Origin of the sequence: Pseudomonas sp. MWU349, assembly GCF_017947325.1 — a bacterium.
GTDB classification, from domain to species: domain Bacteria; phylum Pseudomonadota; class Gammaproteobacteria; order Pseudomonadales; family Pseudomonadaceae; genus Aquipseudomonas; species Aquipseudomonas protegens.
Genome location: NZ_JAFEVP010000002.1, coordinates 367652 through 386763, shown reverse-complemented (window position 1 = coordinate 386763; position 19112 = coordinate 367652). Strand labels below are relative to the sequence as shown.

General features: G+C 60.5%; 18 protein-coding genes. 10 read left to right on the top strand and 8 right to left on the bottom strand.

The genetic code is table 11. The features are described from left to right. Positions 1-162 precede the first annotated feature (162 nt). The 3 genes from KCG88_RS08930 to KCG88_RS08920 are packed head-to-tail and all read right to left on the bottom strand — an operon-like array spanning position 163 to position 4386. A complete protein-coding gene (locus tag KCG88_RS08930; RefSeq protein ID WP_210712249.1) occupies positions 163-822 on the bottom strand; it encodes a DUF1266 domain-containing protein in 660 nt (219 codons plus the stop codon). A 7-nt stretch (positions 823-829) separates the two neighbouring features. Continuing rightward, entirely contained in the window at positions 830-2071 is a 1242-nt protein-coding gene (locus KCG88_RS08925; RefSeq protein WP_210712248.1) for a hypothetical protein, read from the bottom strand. Then, positions 2062-4386, bottom strand: coding sequence for a hypothetical protein (locus KCG88_RS08920; protein WP_210712247.1), 2325 nt, complete (start codon positions 4384-4386; stop codon positions 2062-2064). Before KCG88_RS08920 ends, KCG88_RS08925 begins: the two co-directional genes overlap by 10 nt. Before the next feature lie 538 nt (positions 4387-4924). Between KCG88_RS08920 and KCG88_RS08915 the strand changes: the two genes are divergently transcribed. After that, complete coding sequence (locus KCG88_RS08915; protein ID WP_047288526.1) at positions 4925-6529, top strand: tetratricopeptide repeat-containing response regulator; 1605 nt, start codon at positions 4925-4927, stop codon at positions 6527-6529. Further along, on the top strand, positions 6526-7215 hold the full coding sequence (locus KCG88_RS08910) for a HAMP domain-containing sensor histidine kinase (protein ID WP_011062753.1): 690 nt from the start codon (positions 6526-6528) through the stop codon (positions 7213-7215). Before KCG88_RS08915 ends, KCG88_RS08910 begins: the two co-directional genes overlap by 4 nt. Here KCG88_RS08910 and KCG88_RS08905 read toward each other — a convergent pair. Next, entirely contained in the window at positions 7203-8147 is a 945-nt protein-coding gene (locus tag KCG88_RS08905) for a LysR family transcriptional regulator (protein WP_210712246.1), read from the bottom strand. The two genes, KCG88_RS08910 and KCG88_RS08905, sit on opposite strands and share 13 nt — an antisense overlap. A gap of 319 nt (positions 8148-8466) precedes the next feature. Between KCG88_RS08905 and KCG88_RS08900 the strand changes: the two genes are divergently transcribed. Further along, positions 8467-9708 (top strand): glutamine synthetase family protein, encoded by a 1242-nt coding sequence (locus tag KCG88_RS08900; RefSeq protein ID WP_210712435.1) that lies wholly within the window; start codon positions 8467-8469, stop codon positions 9706-9708. 72 nt (positions 9709-9780) lie between these two features. After that, positions 9781-11154, top strand: coding sequence for an MFS transporter (locus tag KCG88_RS08895; protein ID WP_210712245.1), 1374 nt, complete (start codon positions 9781-9783; stop codon positions 11152-11154). A 59-nt stretch (positions 11155-11213) separates the two neighbouring features. Here KCG88_RS08895 and KCG88_RS08890 read toward each other — a convergent pair whose 3' ends face one another. The 4 genes from KCG88_RS08890 to flgA form a co-directional block, all read right to left on the bottom strand. Further along, the gene (locus KCG88_RS08890) at positions 11214-11960 is read right to left on the bottom strand and encodes a flagellar brake protein (protein WP_047288522.1); all 747 of its coding nucleotides are present in this window, start codon (positions 11958-11960) and stop codon (positions 11214-11216) included. A gap of 96 nt (positions 11961-12056) precedes the next feature. Then, the gene (locus KCG88_RS08885; protein WP_047288521.1) at positions 12057-12524 is read right to left on the bottom strand and encodes a flagellar protein FlgN; all 468 of its coding nucleotides are present in this window, start codon (positions 12522-12524) and stop codon (positions 12057-12059) included. 49 nt (positions 12525-12573) lie between these two features. Next, positions 12574-12891 carry a flagellar biosynthesis anti-sigma factor FlgM gene (gene flgM / locus KCG88_RS08880; RefSeq protein WP_047288519.1) on the bottom strand — a complete coding sequence of 106 codons (318 nt, stop codon included), beginning with the start codon at positions 12889-12891 and terminating at the stop codon, positions 12574-12576. A gap of 151 nt (positions 12892-13042) precedes the next feature. Next, on the bottom strand, positions 13043-13804 hold the full coding sequence (gene flgA / locus KCG88_RS08875) for a flagellar basal body P-ring formation chaperone FlgA (protein WP_047288517.1): 762 nt from the start codon (positions 13802-13804) through the stop codon (positions 13043-13045). 75 nt (positions 13805-13879) lie between these two features. Between flgA and KCG88_RS08870 the strand changes: the two genes are divergently transcribed. The 6 genes from KCG88_RS08870 to flgE all read left to right on the top strand — a co-directional run bounded on the left by KCG88_RS08870 (position 13880) and on the right by flgE (position 18907). Then, positions 13880-14812: a chemotaxis protein CheV gene (locus tag KCG88_RS08870; protein WP_011062745.1), complete on the top strand. Its 933-nt coding sequence runs from the start codon at positions 13880-13882 to the stop codon at positions 14810-14812. 43 nt (positions 14813-14855) lie between these two features. Then, positions 14856-15683, top strand: coding sequence for a protein-glutamate O-methyltransferase CheR (cheR, locus tag KCG88_RS08865; RefSeq protein ID WP_011062744.1), 828 nt, complete (start codon positions 14856-14858; stop codon positions 15681-15683). A 252-nt stretch (positions 15684-15935) separates the two neighbouring features. After that, entirely contained in the window at positions 15936-16343 is a 408-nt protein-coding gene (gene flgB / locus KCG88_RS08860; RefSeq protein WP_011062743.1) for a flagellar basal body rod protein FlgB, read from the top strand. A 3-nt stretch (positions 16344-16346) separates the two neighbouring features. Then, positions 16347-16790 (top strand): flagellar basal body rod protein FlgC, encoded by a 444-nt coding sequence (gene flgC / locus KCG88_RS08855; protein WP_011062742.1) that lies wholly within the window; start codon positions 16347-16349, stop codon positions 16788-16790. A gap of 15 nt (positions 16791-16805) precedes the next feature. Then, positions 16806-17534, top strand: a complete 729-nt coding sequence (gene flgD / locus KCG88_RS08850) for a flagellar hook assembly protein FlgD (protein ID WP_011062741.1) — start codon at positions 16806-16808, stop codon at positions 17532-17534. Between the two features lie 29 nt (positions 17535-17563). Next, complete coding sequence (gene flgE / locus KCG88_RS08845) at positions 17564-18907, top strand: flagellar hook protein FlgE (protein WP_047288514.1); 1344 nt, start codon at positions 17564-17566, stop codon at positions 18905-18907. The last annotated feature ends 205 nt before the right edge of the window (positions 18908-19112 follow it).

Below are 19112 nucleotides of genomic sequence, written 5' to 3'. Positions count from 1 at the left end.
GAGGGGCACGTTAAATAACGGGCTCTTTTTCTTGTATTGGTGACAGTCTGACCAGCGTGGGGCTAAGTGCTTGTGAATAGGGCCACAGTGAGGTTTTTTGACGGCGTGCAAGGACTCACGTTGTTTTGCTGATTCGGCTGCTTGTCGCCAGGGCCTGAAATATCAATCCGCTACCGGGCAGAGCGCCGGCAATCCCTTCCAGTCGACGCTTGCCCACACTCCACTGCCGGGTGCCAGCAACTGGTTCAGCTTCGTTTCATTGAATGAAGCTCCCAGGGAATCGGCCCTGAATGCGGCTATCCATTGCTGGCGGCCCAGCATGAAGGCCTTGCCGAAGTCTTCCCAGTCGTTGAAGCAGTCCTGGGCCCGCTGGGCGTTGAGCAGCATGATGCGCCACCCTGTTTCAGGTTCGAGCCAGTTCATCAACATGGCGCAGCGGACAAAGAATGCACTGCGCACGCAGGCGAAGGCCATGGCTGCTCGCGGGTCGTCACTGGGGTTCAGGCCATGCAGGTCAATACGAAACCACTGGCGCTCCAGGGTGCCGTTGAGGTGGGCGCAGACTTCGTCGTCGGTGGCGTTGCTGCGAAAACCGATCTGGTGCAGCAACGAAGCCCGCAGAGTGCTTTTCGCCTGATCCATGAAGTGGGTGGTATCGGGGTCGTAGAAACCGGTCATTCCGGTGGCATCGACCATGGGTTGCGCCAGTGTCAGTGCCCAGCGCTTGCGGGGTGTGAAAACCACCAGGGATGTTCCCGGTGGGCGGCGAAAGTGACGCCAGCCCAGCCAGGCGCCCAATAGCACGACAATTACCGTCATCATCTGCGTATTACCTGCTTCTGTTTTGCCATGTGCTGATTTCTTCGGCCAGGGATGGGGGCATATCCGACCAGGCTACGCCTTCGGTCCGATACTGCGGGTCCTCGGCCTGACGGGGTAGCCAGGGGCTTTTCTTGAAGATGTGACGGGTGGCGTACTTGACGGTCGGCGCCTGGGGCACGACCTCCAGCAGCAGGTCGGACTGGCGTGCCGCGACCAGCCACTCGACCATGGCCGAAGGGGCTTCCAGCCGTCGGAACAACTGTGGGTAACGGGCTACCAGTCGGGTCTGGGTTTGAGGATCGCTGACTTCTTCGATACGCAGCCAACCCGCCTCGGTACGCACTATGCCGATGGCAATGCAGTCGGCCGGGGTCTGTTGGTCGGTGCCCAGGGTGTTGAGAAAGCGCAGCAGGTCGTGGAAATAACGTTCGACGGGCGGGCGATTCTGCTTGCCTTTGACCTGCTCCACCGTCAGTGCACCGTCGTCCTGGGTGATCAGGCTGACGGTTATGTGGGGTTGGCCTTGAGCATCGCGCAGGCTGAACACGCGCATGCTCTGCTGTTCCACCGATTCGGCGTAACGCTCTCCGTAGCCGCCGGTCAGGGCCCGACGGTCGGCGAACTGCCCGAGGCAATGGCGCATCACGTAGCTTTCAAAAGCCATCTCGGCCCGCAACAGCGGGCTTTGCGGGCGCAGTTCGACCCAGGTGTGCTCGGCACAGGTAAGGGTCACGGTCAGGGCTTGGGCAGAGCTCTGGCGCCATCCCTGATCGACCCGGGCCGCCATTTGTGCATGCTCCCTTTCCCACAATGCCAGCGCTTGCGGGCAAGTGATGCGATCCAGCTTGCCCTCAAGAGCCGTGCCTTTGCGTGAGGTCAGGAACTCCACCAGTTGGGCTTCCTGGTGCAGCAGCTGCGGGTCCTGCGGGTCGATCCAGACCAGGGGCGCCAGGGCTTTGGCGGGGTCTTCGGATTGCGCCTTGGCAGCGCGCTCGAAATAGCCGTTCACCCAGGCCGGCACCGAGTCGCTACCCAGGGCCGTACAGGCGTCATCCAGGGACCGGATGCGCCGTGCCGGTTCGAAGTTGCCTACCAGATGGCGATAGAAGTGGTTCAACAGCCAACCCTGCACTGCTTGCTCGTCCCTGCGCTGCTGGCTGCGCTGGGTGATACCGCGTTTCTGTTCATCGGCATTGAGCAGGTTGCGCGGGGCGTAGCTGGGGCTGCGCTTGTCGGCGCTTATTTCCATATCTGCCACCAGTTTTTCTTGCTGGCCGGTTGAGCCGGGGCTTGCAGCTCGCTCAGGATTTGCTCGATCCGGGCGCGGCACCGGATGTCGTAGTCGTCGTCCGGGGCACACAGGGCCAGGGTGCGTGCGCAGTAGTCAATGGCTTCGGCGGTCCGCCCGCGGGCCTTGAGGAAGTCCACCGAAGCGGACATGACCGAGACCTCGTTCAGGGACAGTACCGCCGGCTGGTAACGCTGCCAGAGACTGTCGGCGTTGTCCGGATGGGCATGGGCCAGGTAGCGCGCGACCTGAATCCGGGCAAACAGCGCCGAGCTGTCCAGTTGCTGATCGCTGACGCCTTGCTCTTCCTGCCACTTGAGCAGGCGTTCGAGCCAGATGAGGATCTCATTGTCGCGATCGAGCTTGTACAGGGCGTACGCCACCGAGGCTACGTATTCATCCGGGTTGTGGCGGCTGTAGCCGAACTCGGCCGAGTAATGCCAAAGCTGTTCTGCGGCATCGATAATGCCGGGCAGATCCTCCAGGCTGATACGCGCACTGAGCAGCCCGTTGTAGTGTTCGGCGAACGGGCTGGCGGCGATGCCCCTTGTATGCAGTTCGATGGCGTCTTCGTAGCGAATCGGGTTGTAGTAGCGGTAGTTGATCGCCAGGTTGTTGCAGAGCATGGAATACAGGTGCGCACAGGCATCGTAGGGGTGGCCGCTGCCGCTGGCGAAATAGCGCTCCATATGGGCCTGGCCCTGCTCGTAGGCATCTCTCTGGGCTTCGCGCAGCAACGCATAGGCCTGGTCACGGGCGTCCGGGGGCAGTTTGTCGGCTTCTGCTTCGGCCAGGTCTTCAATGCCCAGTGCGTAGTTGTAGGCGTGCTTGCCGCAGGACAGGACGGGCTTGGGCGCTTTGAGTGCCTCGATAATCCCTTGGCTGTTGATCCGAGCGGCAAACAGCGAAAACGCACTGCGGTTGTCTTGCATGCGGCCTGCCAGGATGGCGTTTTGCAGCAGGCTGGCTTCAGTGGCCGCATCGATCAGGCCGTGCTCAGCGTCGTGCACGGCTGCCAGGCGGGTGATCCAGGGGTGATCGGGCGCGCGACGCACCGCTTCTGCACGAGCCTCGGTATACAGCGCGTCGCCAGCTTGCAGGTCCTCCATGGCCAGGGAGAGGGCGGCCAGCAGTGGCGTGGCAGGCTTGCTGGTTTCGAGGCTGGGCAGTGCTTGCAGGAAGCTCTGCAGCACGTCCTCGGTGATACAGGCACGCATCACGCAAATCGGCCACCAGGCACTGTGCTCATCAGGGTCTTGCAGGCGATCGAGTACCAGGCGGGCGGTGGCAGGCCATAGCTCGGTTTGCCGGTCATAGACATCGATGAATGCGCGAAATCCGGCTTCGTCGATGCGGCCAGCTTCCATCAGCCAGGGCAATTCGTATTCGATGAAGTTGTTGCCTCCGTCGGAATCCAGGCTCAGGGCCGCGGCACTGCAGATCTTCAGGGCGCCGGCCAGGTCGCCCTGGGCGTGCAGGGCGCGGGCTGCCAAGCGTGCAGTGCGCACCTCCCATTCGCGGCGCTGGGGCAGGGAGCGGCCAGCGGTCAGTTGTGCGATGGGTTGCTCGAACAGTGCCAGGCGCAGCGGAATGATCTCGATCAGCGAGTTGCCCAACCATAGCCAGTCGCCTTCATCGATATCCTGGTCCGGGCCGGCGGTACGTACGGCATTGACCGCCTCCAGGGCTGCACTGCGGGCTTCGTCATTGCGGTCGTGGTAGGCCAGGACTCGGGCGCGACGTTGATACTGATCGGCGGCATCCCAGGCACGCAGGGCCGCGCGGGCGGGGTTGCCCAAGGTCAGGGCGTAGCGCACTTCGATGGTTTTCAGCGCAATTTCACAGCTGGCGCGTTCCAGATCGTCGAAGATCCGATAGCGGCGGTAATGCTCGACATTGAAGTCCAGGGTCTGCGTGGCCATCTGTTCGAGCTGTTCGAGCACTTCGATCAGGGTTGGCTCGTCATCGAGGTAGTTGGCGACCCGCAGGCGCAGGATGGCCAGGTTCATCATCAGCTCGGCGCGGGCTGGCTCTGGGGCGGCTTGCACGAGAGCGTTGCCATCCTGATCGATGACGGCCCGGGCTGCCGCTGAATCGCCGGCCTGCATCCACAGGGTGTGCAGGCGGTCGATGGACGCCAGGGAGTCGGCCTGCAGCGGTTGTGCCTGCAACTGGGCCAGCAGGGCATCGGTTTCCTGCTCTTGCTGTTGCGCCTCCAGGCGGTCCATGAACTGTTCCAGTTCAATGCCGGTTATCGCACTGCTGTTATGCGCCATCGTTAACTCCATTTGATAATGACCTGCGCATCACGTGATGCACTGCCTGGCAGACCGGCATTTCCTCGTCGTTGGTACCGCCGTGGGGTGTCATGCCGATCCTTCGACACCCGGGCCGCAAGCCTGTGACGCTTGCGGCTGATGGACCCTTGGTTGCGCGGCGGACCCTCTGCAAGGCTGGGGCATTTCCGGCAAGAAACGATCGAGGCTGTGAGGCGCAGCACGCTAGCAGGTGATGTTTCAGAATCCAAGGTTTGAGCGTGCAAACGGACCTCTTTTCCGGCTGAGTTCACGGGTGGGTCGAGACGTGTGCTGTCCGCGGTGAAATGCCGCCCGTCGGCTATAAGGGAATGCGTAATCCGGCCGATAACCTCAGTGGACAATTGTGTTCCCAAGTGGCGGCCTGGATCACAGGCCGACCGGAAAGTGCTTGATAGCCCGTGGCCAGCAGCTATTATCTGCGCGCCAAAAACAGGCTGCGAAGCCGGGTGGGTCCTGCTGTCTTTGGATTGATCTTCTTACTTGCCTGGAATCTTCGATGCTGGCGTACCACCAAAAGAGCTTTTTGATCGTCGATGATTTCTCGGACTTCCGCAGTTCGGTGCGTTCGATGCTGCGTGAGCTGGGCGTCAAGGATGTCGACACCGCCGACACGGGCGAGCAGGCCTTGCGCATGTGCGCGCAGAAGCGCTACGACTTCATCCTCCAGGACTATCACCTGGGCGACGGCAAGAAAAACGGCCAGCAGGTGCTTGAAGACCTGATGCTGGAAAAGCTCATCAGCCATGAGAGCGTGTTCCTCATGGTCACCGCCGAGAGCAGCCAGGCCATGGTGCTCAGTGCCCTGGAGCATGAGCCCGATGCCTACCTGACCAAGCCTTTCAACCGCTCCGGCCTGGCCCAGCGCCTGGAGCGCCTGCAGCAGCGCAAGACGTTGCTCAAACCCATTCTCCAGGCCCTTGACCGGGGCAAGCCGGTGGAGGTGCTCAACGCCTGCATCGCCCTGTGCAAGCAGGACCCGCGTTATGCGCCGTTGTGCCTGCGCTACCGCGCCGATGCCCTGCGCGACATGCATCAGAACGAGGCCCTGGAGCGCCTGTACAACAGCATCCTGGCAGACCGGCCGCTGCCCTGGGCCTACGTCGGGCTGGGCCGCCTGCTATTCAAGCGTGGACAGGTTGGCGAGGCCAAGGCGGTCTATGAAAAGGCCTTGAAGGCCTTTCCGATGATGCCGGGCCTCTACGACGGGCTGGCGGAGGTGCTGGTAGCCGAAGGCGATACCCAGCGTGCCCAGAGCGTGCTGGAAGAGGCGGTGCGCCTGTCCCCCCTGGCCGTGCGACGCCAGGCATTGCTGGGCAAGCTGGCCATGGCCAACGAAGACTTCGACAGCGCCTCCCGGGCTTATCGCCAGGCGGTGTCCCAGGGCGCGCAGTCGCGTTTCAAAGACCCGGAAAGCAACCTCGGGCTGGCCCATGCCCTGATCAGCAAGGGTAGCGAGAGGGGCCTGGACACGCGCACCCGGCTGGAAATCAACCAGACCCTGAGTGCCGTGGCCAAGGAGAATCCCACTGACCCGGGCCTGCAGATTCGCGCGCGGCTGATGAAGGCCACGAGCCTGTTGCTCAATGATGCCGAGACCGCGGAAAAGCTCACCGAGCAGGCGTTGCTGCGCCTGGACGGCATGGAGCAGTTCATGAGCCCCGAAGCGGCGCTGCTGGTGGCCAAGCAACTGCAGATGCTGGGGCAGGCCAGTGCCGGTGCTTCGATGCTCAAGAACTGTGCGGAGATCTATGGTGATGATCCGAAGGTCATGCAGAACATCGCCAAGCTGACCGACGACCCGACTATCCTCAGTTCTTCCAATGCCGCCGCCGATATCAACCGTCAGGGCGTGCGCAGCTACAAGAGCGGCAACCTCGTGGAAGCGCGGGAGTTGTTCCGCAAGGCCCTGGCCATGCAGCCGAAGAACATCAGTATTGCCCTGAACATGGCCCAGTCGCTGCTGCACGGCGCCGACGCCAATCCGGACGCGGCACTCCTGGAAGAATGCCGGGCATGCCTAAAATTGGTGGGCATGATGCCCGATACCGACGCGCGTTATCCGCGCTATCAGAAGCTGCGAAGCAAGGCGTTTGGCGAATGATCGAAAAGCAACAGGCGCTCGACTTTTCCACGGTGATCGCCTCCACCGTACATGACATGAAGAACTCCCTGGCCATGCTGATGCAGGCTCACGCCCAGTGGCTGGCGCGCTTGCCCGAGCAGCAGAATGCGCCAGAGCAGGGGGTGATCGACTATCAGTTCGCCCACCTCAACGGCATGCTGGTGCAACTGCTGGGGCTGTACAAGCTGGGGATCAACCAGCTGCCGTTGCAGCCGGCCTACCATGAACTGGATGACTTCATCGAAGCGCAACTGGTGAGCCACCAGGACGTGTTCAAGAGCCGTGGCATTTCCGCCGCCTATGAAGTCGATCCGCTGAGCCCCCTGGGGTTCTTCGATCGTGAGCTGATCGCCTCGGTATTGGCCAATTGCATCAACAATTCCATTCGCCATGCACGTCATGCCCTGCTGATCAGCGTCAGTGATGAGGAAGGGCAGGTGGTGCTGTCCATCAACGACGATGGCGAAGGCTATCCCCAAGGGATGATCGAGCGTCAGGCCGACTATGTGCAAGGCATCAATCAAAGCAGCGGCAGCACCGGGCTGGGTCTGTACTTTGCCGGGCGCATTGCCGAATTGCATCAGCGCAATGGCGTGTGCGGCCACACCCGGATCAGCAACGGCGGCCCTCTGGGCGGCGGGTTGTTCAAGCTCTACTTGCCCTGAGCCGCGAGTGGTTGAAGGTGTGCCTCGCCCAGTTGCCGCCCGGCCAGGGCCAGGCATTCCAGAAAGGTTGCCAGTGCGACCTTGGGTTCCTGGCCCTGGCGGGTGATGCAGTGAAAGTGCGAGCGGTAGGCCAGGCGCTCGGGTAGCAAGGCGCGCAGTTGGCCCTTGGCCACCCAGGCCGCAGCATAGTGGCTGGGCAGGTAACCCAGGTAGGTGCCGGAGAAAATCAGCGTGGCGATGGCCTCCATGGCGTAGGCGCTGACGCTCTGGTTGAAGTGCAGGTCATGGGGGCGCTGGTGCTCCGCCATGTAGCCTCGGCTCACATAATCGGCGGCGCAGATCTCTTCAAGGGTCAGTGTTTCGTCGGCGCGCGGGAACAGTGGATGGCCGTTGGCGCAGTAGAGGTTCTGTTCCTCCTCGAACAGGTGCTGATAGTGCAACCCCGACAGTTGATGGTGGAAAGCGCCGATAGCCAGGTGCAGGCGTTCGTCGAGCACGGCCTGTTCCAGTTCGTCGGGGCGCATCAGGTGCAGGTTCGGCCTTACCTGGGGCAGGCGTCGGCGCAAATGGCCCAGGGCCAGGGACAGGGGGGCATAGGGCAGGCTGATCAGGCTGTCGACACTGCCGATCTGCAACTGCTCGCGGGTGATGGGGCCGAGGCGGTTGGCGTGCTGGCGAAAGCGCTCGATGTCGGCGAACAGCAACTGTGCTGCCTCGAACAGCTCCTGGCCCTGATCGGTCAGCTGAAATCCGCTGCTACCACGCCTGCATAGGGAGTAGCCCAGGCGCTCCTCAAGGTCCCGGACCACCACGCTCAGTCGTGACAGGCTGGTGTTGAGCCGTGCCTGGGCTGCGGTGAACCCGCCGGCGTCAACGATGGCGCAGAACACCCGCAGCATCCGCAAATCAATATCGGCAAGGCTTCCCAGCATGGGCGCTCCCTCCAGTTGGCGTAGGCGACGTGTCGAGCCTACTCCCTTGCCCTGATTGATGGGCACCATGGACCTGTAACAAGGCTGGCGCCCTGCTTGCCCCGCCAGTAAGAGCCGCGCCGGGGATTTTACTCGCGCCTGCTTGAAATCCTGAACGGGTGGTGCGTATTTTGTACGGGTCGCCGTTCGCGGCTCGTATAACAACAAGGATTGAGTCATGACAACCGATGGCCACAGTTCACTCGCCGAGCGATTGACGGGCATTGATGAAATCGAATGTGTCACCGCGGATTTGAATGGCGTGCCGCGGGGCAAGGTAATGACCGCCGAGGGGTTCCTCGAAGGGCGGCGCTTGCAGATGGCCCGGGGGGTGCTGCTGCAATGCATCATGGGCGGTTATCCGCCAGCCCGTTTCTACGGCAGCGACGACGGCGACCTGGCGCTCAACGCCGACCCCCGGCAGATCCACCGCCTGCCCTGGAGCGAAACGCCCAGGGCGCTGGCCATCTGTGATGCCGATGAGCTCAGCGGCGAGAGTTCGCGGCTCTCCACTCGTGGGCAGCTCAAGCAGGTCATCGCGCGTTATGCGGCTCTGGGCCTGGCGCCGGTGGTGGCCACCGAGCTCGAGTTCTTCGTGTTCGCGGCCAATGACGATCCAGCGCAGCCCTTCCGGCCGCCGGTCGGCCTGGATGGGCGACGGGAGGAGGGCTATTCGGCGTTCAGCGTGAGTTCCAACAATGGTCTGCGGCCATTCTTCAAGGAGGTCTACGAAGGCATGGCCGCCCTGGGCCTGCCCCGCGATACCTTCATGCACGAGATGGGCGTCAGCCAGTTCGAGATCAACCTGTTGCACGGTGACCCGCTGTTGTTGGCGGACCAGACCTTCCTGTTCAAGCACCTGCTCAAGGAGGTGGCGCTCAAGCACGGCCTGATCGTGGTCTGCATGGCCAAACCCTTGGCTCACACGCCGGGCAGCTCGATGCATATTCACCAGAGCCTGGTGGAGATAAGTAGCGGCCGTAACGTTTTCAGTGACGATGCCGGGCAACCTACGGCGATGTTCCGGCATTTCATTGGCGGCCTGCAGGCTGGTCTCGCCGACTTTACTGCCTTGTTCGCCCCCAATGTGAACTCCTATCAGCGCTTGTGCCATCCTTACGCTTCGCCGAACAATGCGTGCTGGTCCCACGACAACCGGGCTGCCGGCCTGCGGATTCCGGCCAGCTCGCCGGTGGCGCGACGGGTGGAAAATCGTCTGCCGGGGGCGGACGCCAATCCTTATCTGGCGATCGCCGCGAGCCTGGCAGCAGGTTTGCATGGCATCGAGAACGAGCTGGAGCCAACCGCCGCCATCCAGGGTGAGTTCGAAGTGCCGGACAATCTTTCGTTGCCCTGTACCTTGCATGCGGCCCTGGAGCGTCTGAAACGTAGCCAGTTGGCCAGGGAACTGTTCGGCAACGAGTTCATCGAAGGCTACATCGCTTCGAAGACCATGGAGTTGACCAGTTTCTTTGATGAAATTACTCCCTGGGAGCGGCGTGTGTTAGCGGCCCAGGCATAACCGAACCGTCGCTGGTCGGGCCCTGGTCTGCCGGGGCTCGATACCTCATTCAAGGAGCCGCTCGGAACGCCGATGCGCCAAATCTGGAAATCCTTTCGAGCGCTTTATTTCGCGTCGCTGATGATGCTGATCGGCTCTGGCCTGCTCAGCACTTATCTGGCCCTGCGCCTGGCCGCCGATCATGTCGACGGGCTGTGGGTGGGGGCCTTGATGGCGGCCAACTATTTCGGCCTGGTCTTGGGGGGCAAGCTGGGGCACCGACTGATTGCCCGGGTCGGGCATATCCGCGCCTACGCCACTTGTGCCGGGATTGTCGGCGCAGCAGTGCTGGGCCATGGCCTGGTGGACTGGCTGCCGGCCTGGCTGGTGCTGCGGATGATCGTGGGCCTGGGGATGATGTGCCAGTACATGGTCATCGAAAGCTGGCTCAATGAGCAGGCCGACGCCAAGCAGCGCGGGCTGGTGTTCAGCGGCTACATGATTGCCTCTTACCTGGGCCTGGTGCTGGGGCAGTTGATACTGGTCATGCACCCGGCCCTGGGCCTGGAGCTGCTGATGCTGGTGGCGCTGTGCTTTGCCCTGTGCCTGGTGCCGGTGGCCATGACCCGGCGCATTCACCCGGCACCTTTGCGCCCTGCACCCATGGAGCCGCGCTTCTTCATCAAGCGTGTACCGCAATCGCTGAGCACGGTATTGGGTTCGGGGCTGATCGTCGGTTCGTTCTACGGTCTGGCGCCGCTGTATGCCTCGCAGCAGGGCTTGAGTACCGAGCAGGTGGGTCTGTTCATGGGTAGCTGCATTTTCGCCGGGCTGGTGGTGCAGTGGCCGCTGGGCTGGCTGTCCGACCGCTATGACCGGGCGCTGCTGATCCGCTGTTTTGCCTTGTTCCTGGCGGTGGTGGCCTTGCCCCTGGCGATCCTGCCTTCGGTGCCGCTGGAGGTCCTGTTCGTTCTGGGCTTCCTGTGTTCCCTGGTGCAGTTCTGTCTCTATCCGCTGGCGGTGGCCTTCTCCAATGACCATGTGGAAGGGGATCGGCGGGTCTCGCTGACGGCGATGCTGCTGGTGACCTATGGCGTGGGGGCGAGTATTGGTCCGTTGGCGGCGGGGGTGCTGATGAAGTTGTTCGGTAGCCAGATGCTCTACGCCTTCTTCAGTTTCTTTGCCCTGGTGCTGGTCTGGCGAATTCGGCCGAAGGCCGTGACCAATCTGCATCAGGTCGACGATGCGCCACTGCATCACGTGGCGATGCCGGACAGCATGTCCAGTTCGCCGTTGGTGGCGGCTCTGGACCCGAGGGTTGACGAACAGGTGGTTCAGGACCAGATGCAGAGCGCGCCCGCGCCGGAAGCTGCGCCTGATGAGCCTGCACCCGATACCCCGCAGGCTGTGGACGAACCGCCTGCAGAGGAATGTGCCCGGGAGCACCTCAGCGGGGCCAGGCCTTAGGCGCAAAAAAAACGGGCAGTTGCCGCAAGGCACTGCCCGTTTTCATTGATGCCTTTGAATCAGAGATCGTCTTTATCGAAGCGCCGCGCTTCACGCTGCAGTTGATAGACGAAGCGTTCGACCTGGCGCTGTACCAGGCCGCTCATGTTGTGGAAGCGTACGCCGGCAAAGGTGGTGTCGATGCGTTCTTCGTGGTGCAGATAACGCAGTTCCACCGGGGCCGTCATGCTGCCGAAGGGCAGGGCGGCGATAAAGCGCTCGTAAACCTGGCCCAGTTGCAGGCGTGAGGAAATATCGCCGTCGAAACGCAATTTGCATCCGGTGGCGGAAATGTCCAGCAGCTTGCCGGTGAGGGGCGACTTGAGTTTCTCGCCGCTCAGTTCGATGTCTACCAGTTGTGCCAGCTTGAGGGCAGCACGAAAGGCGTTGCGGCGCTGGTGGTAGACCACTTCGTCCGGCAGGGTGGTGCGGTAGCAGCGGCCACCGTTGGATTCGTCGAGGGTGGGCAAGCCGTTGCTTTCCCAGGCGATGCGTACGCCTTCATGAAAGCCTTCTACGCGAAACGGCTCGCCTGCGAGCAGGAAGCGTTCACCGTCGCGGGGGATCATTTCGTCGAGGGCGATCATGTTGCTATCGCGGTCCACTTCCACCAGATAGCTTTGGAAGCGCTGGCTACGTTCGTGGAAAGTGATGATCAGCGGGTCATGGCTCTCTTGCAGCAACCGCAGGTTGGAGGAGATCTCCAACGCAGTGGTGAGCACCTTGGGTGGCTGCGGAGTATCTTCCGCATTTGAGGCGTTGAACACGGTTCATCAATCTCCAGACAAAATACAACTACACGCAGGAGCCAGCATTTTGCCAGCATGTTTCACGGCTTGGTAGCGCGCGCTCATTTTTTGGGTTTAAGCCTGACTGAGTGGGCGTGGCTTCGCAAGCATTGAGGTAGAGCCGCGGGCGTCGTAAAGAGCAGGAGGTTCGCCACCATTGAGGATTTTCAGCTGGTTGGCGGTGGTGGCCTGTTGGATCTGGATCGAGCGACCATTGAGCTCGTTGGCAGCTTGGCACTCGGCAAGCAATTGGGTCAGGACATTGCTCTGTTCGAGCAATTGCGCGCCCAGGCTGGAGTGGCTGGCCAGTTGCTCGAGCCCCTCGCGGTTGGTCGGCAGGTTCAGGCTGGCAAGAATTTGCGTGCGCTTACGACCATGCTGTTCCAGCAAAATGACCAAGGCTTGTTTCTGCGCCAGGATATCTTCCAATAGCGGCATGTCGCGGCCGTGGAGGGCGATAGACTCGGCGCGCAGCAGCTCCAGCAACTGTTGCGCTGGAGCAAGGTCATCGTTGATCAATTGCAGTAGGTTGGTGTCGTGCATGGCTGGCCTTGGGGATTAAGCGTCCAAAAGCCTGGCGCAAGCCTGGGGGCTAGCGCTGGGCTTCGAAGTTAAGCAGTTTGCTGGCTACGCGGTTGCTGTCGACCTTATAGCTGCCATCGGCAATCGCTTGCTTCAACTCGGCCACCCGGGCTTTGTCGACGGCAGGCTGATCGCGCAGCTTGTCAGTGACTTTCTGCAACTGTTGAGCCTCATTGCTCAGGTGTACCGATTCCCCGCTTTTGCTGGTTTCGGCGGCGGTTGTCAGCGGCGCGGATTTGCCGGCATCACCGGTTTCCTTGCTGGTGCTGGTGCGCGTACTGCCTGTCAGTGAAGGGGAGCTGTTTAAACGGCTGAAGTCGATGACCATGATGAAGTAAACCTCTGGGTATTTGGACGCTTGCCATGTTTTCGGCCATACCCTGAAAAACTTTAGGCTCGATTGTCGACAAACCAAGTCAGGTATCTGTGACCCTCTATCGGCCACAGTTTAGGGAACGCACGGGTTGAGCGCCAGCAATCTACATGGCCACTTCCACTTGCCCAGGCGCCGTGATACGAGCCTTGATCACCCGTTGCGAATTGAGGTTCTTGACCCGGATCTGTTCGCTCATGCCTCCGTTGGACAGCGCCTCGCCCGGCATTCGCACATTCAAAGTACCGCTGCGTGCCGATATCACCACTTGATCGCCCTTGCGCACGACTTCCGCCTGCTCCAGATGAGCCAGGGTGACGAGCTGGTCGGCGACCATTGGTCGGACAAGTTTCTGGCCAATGGCTTGGTCCACCGAGGTGAGGTAACCCTGATTGTTCTGGCTGATGTCTCGTTCGCGAAGCACCACGTCTTCCGGCTCGATGATGCCAGCGCGCTTGAGCGGGCGTGCAGTGGTAACCACTTCGCGAAACAGTTTGACCTGCGCCGGCACGAATACCGTCCACGGCGAGGCGCCTTCGCAGCGCACTTTGACGGTGACCCGCCCCAGCGGTTGGGCCGGACTTTCCAGGCTGGCTGTCAATTCCTTGTCGCAATTGGGCATGCGCATGCGCGGATCCAGCTGGTTGACCTGGATTTCATAGCGACCTTCCGTTTGACTGGTGGCCAGGTAGTCTTCTACCGTGAATTCAAGAAACCCTTGAGTGACGCCGATAAGAAGATCAGGCAGGGTGACCGAATCAGCAACGGCAGGGTTGCCGGGGTTTAAAATGCACAGAGCCGACAGCCCGCACAGCAAAGTGCGGTAGCGGGATGTCAGGCGTCGGAAAAATGTCGTTTTGGCGTTCATAACAGTTAAAAAGCAAGCGCCGTGCCGTTTAGCAATGAGCGTGCGTCGGATCTTAAAGCTTTGGGGAGTCTGGGCATGGCTGGTGTAATGGATTCGGTGAACCAGCGCACGCAGTTGGTTGGGCAGAATCGACTAGAGTTGTTGCTGTTCCGTCTGGACGGTGGGCAGCTCTACGGGATCAACGTATTCAAGGTTCGCGAGGTGCTGCAATGCCCTAAGCTGACCCTGATGCCCAAATCCAGTCCTGTGGTGTGCGGTGTCGCGAATATACGAGGGGCGACCATTCCGATCCTGGATCTGGCAATGGCTACGGGTTCTGGTGGCCTGCAGGACCAGAGCAATCCGTTCGTCATCATCACTGAGTACAACACCAAGACCCAGGGTTTCCTGGTGCGCTCGGTGGAACGCATCGTCAACATGAACTGGGAAGAGATCCATCCGCCACCCAAGGGGACCGGACGCGATCACTATCTGACGGCGGTTACTCGGGTGGACAACCAGTTGGTGGAAATCATCGACGTGGAGAAGATCCTGGCGGAAGTCGCGCCCACCTCGGAGGCGATTTCGGCAGGAGTGGTGGATGTCGAAACCCAGCACAAGGCTGTTTCCCTGCGGGTGCTGACCGTCGACGACTCGTCGGTGGCGCGCAAGCAGGTCACCCGGTGCCTGCAAACCGTGGGTGTCGAGGTAGTGGCATTGAATGATGGCCGGCAAGCGCTGGATTACCTGCGCAAGCTGGTGGACGAGGGCAAGAAGCCGGAAGAGGAATTCCTCATGATGATTTCCGACATCGAGATGCCCGAAATGGACGGTTACACCCTCACGGCCGAGATACGTAATGATCCACGCATGCAAAAGCTGCATATCATCCTGCATACTTCGTTGTCAGGGGTGTTCAATCAGGCGATGGTGAAGAAGGTCGGTGCCGATGACTTCCTTGCCAAGTTCCGCCCTGATGACCTGGCATCCCGGGTAGTCGACCGGATCAAAGCAGCAGATCACAGCTAAGGGCACTGGCCCTGGCGGACATAAGATTTAAGAGGCGGCAGCATTGTCTACGGGTAATTTGGATTTTGAACAGTTCCGGGTCTTCCTGGAAAAAGCCTGTGGTATTTTGCTCGGGGAAAATAAGCAGTATCTAGTCTCGAGCCGTCTCAACAAACTGATGGAGCAGCAAGGGATAAAAACGCTGGGTGAGCTGGTCCAGCGGATTCAGACTCAGCCCCGCAGTGGTTTGCGCGAGATGGTCGTGGATGCGATGACGACCAACGAAACCTTGTGGTTTCGCGACACCTATCCATTCGAGGTGTTGAAGAACAAGGTGCTTCCCGAAGCCATCAAGGCCAGCCCCAACCAGCGCTTGCGCATCTGGTCGGCGGCCTGTTCGTCGGGGCAGGAGCCCTACTCGCTGTCGATGTCCATCGATGAGTTCGAGCGGAGCAACATGGGGCAGTTAAAGATGGGGGTGCAGATTGTTGCCACCGATCTGTCCGGGACCATGCTCAACAACTGCAAGACCGGTGAATATGACAGCCTGGCCATTGGGCGTGGCCTGTCGGCGGAGCGCCTGCAGCGTTACTTCGACCCCAAGGGCCCGGGGCGCTGGGTCGTCAAGGCGCCGATCAAGAGCCGCGTGGAGTTTCGCTCGTTCAACCTGCTGGACAGCTACGCCAGCCTTGGCAAGTTCGACATCGTGTTCTGTCGCAATGTGTTGATCTACTTCTCGGCGGAGGTCAAGAAGGACATCCTGATGCGCATTCACAGTACCCTGAAGCCTGGTGGCTACCTGTTCCTGGGAGCTTCCGAAGCCCTCAATGGCCTGCCGGATCATTATCAGATGGTGCAATGCAGTCCGGGCATCATCTACCAGGCCAAGTAGCCAGCAGATCGTCGCACCTAAAAAGGAGGCCATTGGGCCTCCTTTTTTGTGCCTGCCATTATCTGGCGCGCACGGCTGAAAGCGGCAGGGCGATTGCCGCTTTGCCGGCGTTTCGCGGAAATCCGTTGCCGCTTTTCTGGCATTGCCGTCTTGCCGTCGACGGCAAACCCTTGAAATACGGGGTTTGATGACTTGGCACGTAGCTTGCTATATCCAAGTTACGAAAAATCAGGTCACCCAAAGGTTTCCGCCATGAGCATCAGCTTCGATAAAGCGCTCGGTATTCACGAACAGGCCCTTGGCTTTCGCGCCAAGCGTGCCGAAGTTCTGGCCAACAACATCGCCAACGCCGATACCCCGAACTACAAGGCTCGGGACCTGGACTTCTCGGCCGTGCTGGCCGAGCAGAATCAGAAGGCCCAGAACGGTACCTTCGCGTTGAACATGACCAACAACCGGCATATCGAAGCCCAGGGCTTGAGCAGTGGTGATGAATCGCTGCTGTATCGCACCCCGATGCAGCCTTCGATCGACCAGAACACCGTGGACGCCCAGCTGGAGCAATCGAGCTACGCGCAGAACTCGGTGGATTTCCAGGCCAGCTTCACGCTGCTCAACAGCAAATTCAAAGGGCTGGTAGCAGCCCTGCGCGGAGAGTAATCCATGTCCCTCGCCAGTGTTTTCAATATTGCCGGTAGTGGCATGAGCGCCCAGACCACCCGTCTGAACACCGTTGCCAGTAACATCGCCAACGCCGAGAGCGTCTCGTCGAGCATCGACCAGACCTACCGCGCTCGTCACCCGGTGTTTGCCACCATGTTCCAGGGTGCGCAAAGCGGCGGCAGCGACTCGCTGTTCCAGAACCAGGACGCTGCCGGCCAGGGCGTGCAGGTGCTGGGTGTGGTCGAAGACCAGAGCAACCTTGAAGCTCGTTACGAGCCGAACCATCCCGCCGCTGATGCCAAGGGTTATGTCTACTACCCCAACGTCAACGTGGTGGAAGAAATGGCCGACATGATTTCTGCCAGTCGTTCGTTCCAGACCAACGCGGAAATGATGAACACCGCCAAAACCATGATGCAGAAGGTCCTGACCCTGGGTCAGTGATAAGGGGCGAAGACCATGAGCGTTACTGATACCACCAACGCCCCATCCCTCAAGGATATCCTGGCGAATTCGTCGAAAACGACGAGCAATACCAGCGCCGACGGCCTGGCCGCGGCGACCAACAGCGCCACCGGCAAACAGAGCCTGGGCAAGGACGCCTTCCTCAAGCTGCTGGTAACCCAGCTGAACAACCAGAACCCGCTGGATCCGCAGGACAACAGTGCGTTCGTTGCCCAGTTGGCTCAGTTCTCCACCCTGGAAGGCATCACCACCCTCAACTCCTCGGTGAATGCGATCACGGGTAACTACAAGTCTTCCCAGGCCTTGCAGGCTTCGTCCCTGGTGGGGCGCTCGGTCATCGTGCAGACCGGCACCACCCAGGTCGACACCAGCAAGAGCATGACCGGTTCGGTCACCGTGCCATCGAGCGTGAACTCGGTCACCGTGACCGTCACCGACAAGGACGGCAATACCGTCAAGACCATTGACATGGGCAGCCAGAAGGCCGGCAACGCCAGCTTTGTCTGGGACGGTACCAAGACCGACGGCACCAAGGCGGATCCGGGCAACTACACCTTCAAGGCCAGCACCACCATCGATGGCAAGGGCACTGATCTGATCACCTACCTGCCGGCCACGGTCAATAGCGTGACCATTAGCCAGACCGGCGGCGAGTTGATGTTGAACCTCGCTGGCATGAGCAGCCCGATTGCCCTGTCCAAAGTACAAACCATTGGTATCTAGAGCCGACTAACCGGCACAAGGAGTGGAATATGTCTTTCAATATCGGCCTTAGCGGTCTCTACGCTGCCAACAAACAGCTGGACGTTACCGGCAACAACATCGCCAACGTCGCTACCACCGGCTTCAAATCCTCCCGTGCGGAATTCGCCGACGTCTATTCGGCCACCAAGCTGGGCAGCGGCACCCAGGTGATTGGTAACGGTGTGCGCCTGGCCAACGTTTCCCAGCAGTTCACCAACGGTGATATCAACAACACCGGTAATGTGCTGGACATGGGCATCCAGGGCCAGGGCTTCTTCGTGCTGAGCACCAACGGTTCCCTGACCTACACCCGTGCCGGTACCTTCAAGACCGACAAGGAAGGCTACATCACCAACAGCGACGGCACTGCCCGCCTGCAAGGTTATGCGGTCGATGCCAACGGCAAGATCATCAATGGTGTGCTGACCGACCTGCGGATTGATACTTCGAACCTGGCGCCCAAGCCAACCGACTCGATCTCCTCGACGATCAACCTGAACTCCGACTCTGATCCGATCAATGTCGGCTCGACCTCCCCGGCCTACGTGTTCAATCCGACCGACAACACCACCTACACCAAGCAGTTCAGCACGCCTGTGTATGACACCCAGGGCAACAAGCACGTCATGGATCAGTACATGATCAAGACGCCGAATGCTAACGAATGGCAGACCTACACCCTGATCGATGGTCGCAACCCTGACGGCACCGCGTTCAGCATGGCCAACCAGTCGCCGATCACCATCACCTTCGACTCGTCGGGCAAGTTGCAGTCTGTTGTGGCTCCAACTCCGGCAAGCTCCAGCCAGTTCACCGTGACAGGTAACAACATTGTCATGTCGGCCGCAGCCTGGACTCCGGGTACCGTCACTAACGGCGTGTTCACTCCCAATGGCGCCAAGGCCGCACCTAACGGTGTCAGCATCGACATGACCAAAACCGGTTCGGTGTTTGGCGAAAGCACCCGCTCGGTGATCGCGCAGAACGGCTACTCCACTGGCCAGATCTCCAGCTTGACCATCGACGGCACTGGCGTGATGCTGGCCAACTTCAGCAACGAGCAGACCAAGCCGATCGGTCAGATTTCCCTGGCCAGCTTCACCAACGAGCAGGGCCTGCAGCCAGTAGGCGGCACTCAGTGGAAAGAGACTTACGCGTCCGGTATTCCTGGTTATGACGCGCCGAAGACCGGCACCCTGGGGGCGATTCAGTCCAACTCCCTGGAAGAGTCCAACGTCAACCTGACCAACGAACTGGTAAACCTGATCAAGGCCCAGAGCAACTATCAGGCGAACGCCAAGACCATCTCCACCCAGAGCACCATCATGCAGACCATCATCCAGATGACCTGATGCGGGTTGGCTGAAACGCTGTACGAAAAGCCCCTCCTCGAGGGGCTTTTTTGTGCCTGTTCGATGGCGCTGTTTACCCTGCAGGAGCCTCTGCCGTAGAAGCTGGCTTGCCAGCGAAGGCGCTCTCTGAAGCAGTGCAAGGCTTCGGAGCTGTTCGCCGGCAAGCCGCTTCCTGCAGCTATGTTGCGGGCAAAAGAAAACCCCC

What these genes read in the sequence shown, in the direction of transcription:
- flgA (WP_047288517.1), bottom strand. Translation starts at nt 13,804, where the DNA reads ATGAACGCCAAAACGACATTTTTCCGACGCCTGACATCCCGCTACCGC.
- KCG88_RS08925 (WP_210712248.1), bottom strand. Translation starts at nt 2,071, where the DNA reads ATGGAAATAAGCGCCGACAAGCGCAGCCCCAGCTACGCCCCGCGCAAC.
- KCG88_RS08920 (WP_210712247.1), bottom strand. Translation starts at nt 4,386, where the DNA reads ATGGCGCATAACAGCAGTGCGATAACCGGCATTGAACTGGAACAGTTC.
- flgC (WP_011062742.1), top strand. Translation starts at nt 16,347, where the DNA reads ATGTCCCTCGCCAGTGTTTTCAATATTGCCGGTAGTGGCATGAGCGCC.
- KCG88_RS08915 (WP_047288526.1), top strand. Translation starts at nt 4,925, where the DNA reads ATGCTGGCGTACCACCAAAAGAGCTTTTTGATCGTCGATGATTTCTCG.
- KCG88_RS08910 (WP_011062753.1), top strand. Translation starts at nt 6,526, where the DNA reads ATGATCGAAAAGCAACAGGCGCTCGACTTTTCCACGGTGATCGCCTCC.
- KCG88_RS08885 (WP_047288521.1), bottom strand. Translation starts at nt 12,524, where the DNA reads ATGCACGACACCAACCTACTGCAATTGATCAACGATGACCTTGCTCCA.
- KCG88_RS08895 (WP_210712245.1), top strand. Translation starts at nt 9,781, where the DNA reads ATGCGCCAAATCTGGAAATCCTTTCGAGCGCTTTATTTCGCGTCGCTG.
- KCG88_RS08930 (WP_210712249.1), bottom strand. Translation starts at nt 822, where the DNA reads ATGATGACGGTAATTGTCGTGCTATTGGGCGCCTGGCTGGGCTGGCGT.
- KCG88_RS08870 (WP_011062745.1), top strand. Translation starts at nt 13,880, where the DNA reads ATGGCTGGTGTAATGGATTCGGTGAACCAGCGCACGCAGTTGGTTGGG.
- flgB (WP_011062743.1), top strand. Translation starts at nt 15,936, where the DNA reads ATGAGCATCAGCTTCGATAAAGCGCTCGGTATTCACGAACAGGCCCTT.
- KCG88_RS08900 (WP_210712435.1), top strand. Translation starts at nt 8,467, where the DNA reads ATGACCGCCGAGGGGTTCCTCGAAGGGCGGCGCTTGCAGATGGCCCGG.
- KCG88_RS08905 (WP_210712246.1), bottom strand. Translation starts at nt 8,147, where the DNA reads ATGCTGGGAAGCCTTGCCGATATTGATTTGCGGATGCTGCGGGTGTTC.
- flgE (WP_047288514.1), top strand. Translation starts at nt 17,564, where the DNA reads ATGTCTTTCAATATCGGCCTTAGCGGTCTCTACGCTGCCAACAAACAG.
- flgM (WP_047288519.1), bottom strand. Translation starts at nt 12,891, where the DNA reads ATGGTCATCGACTTCAGCCGTTTAAACAGCTCCCCTTCACTGACAGGC.
- flgD (WP_011062741.1), top strand. Translation starts at nt 16,806, where the DNA reads ATGAGCGTTACTGATACCACCAACGCCCCATCCCTCAAGGATATCCTG.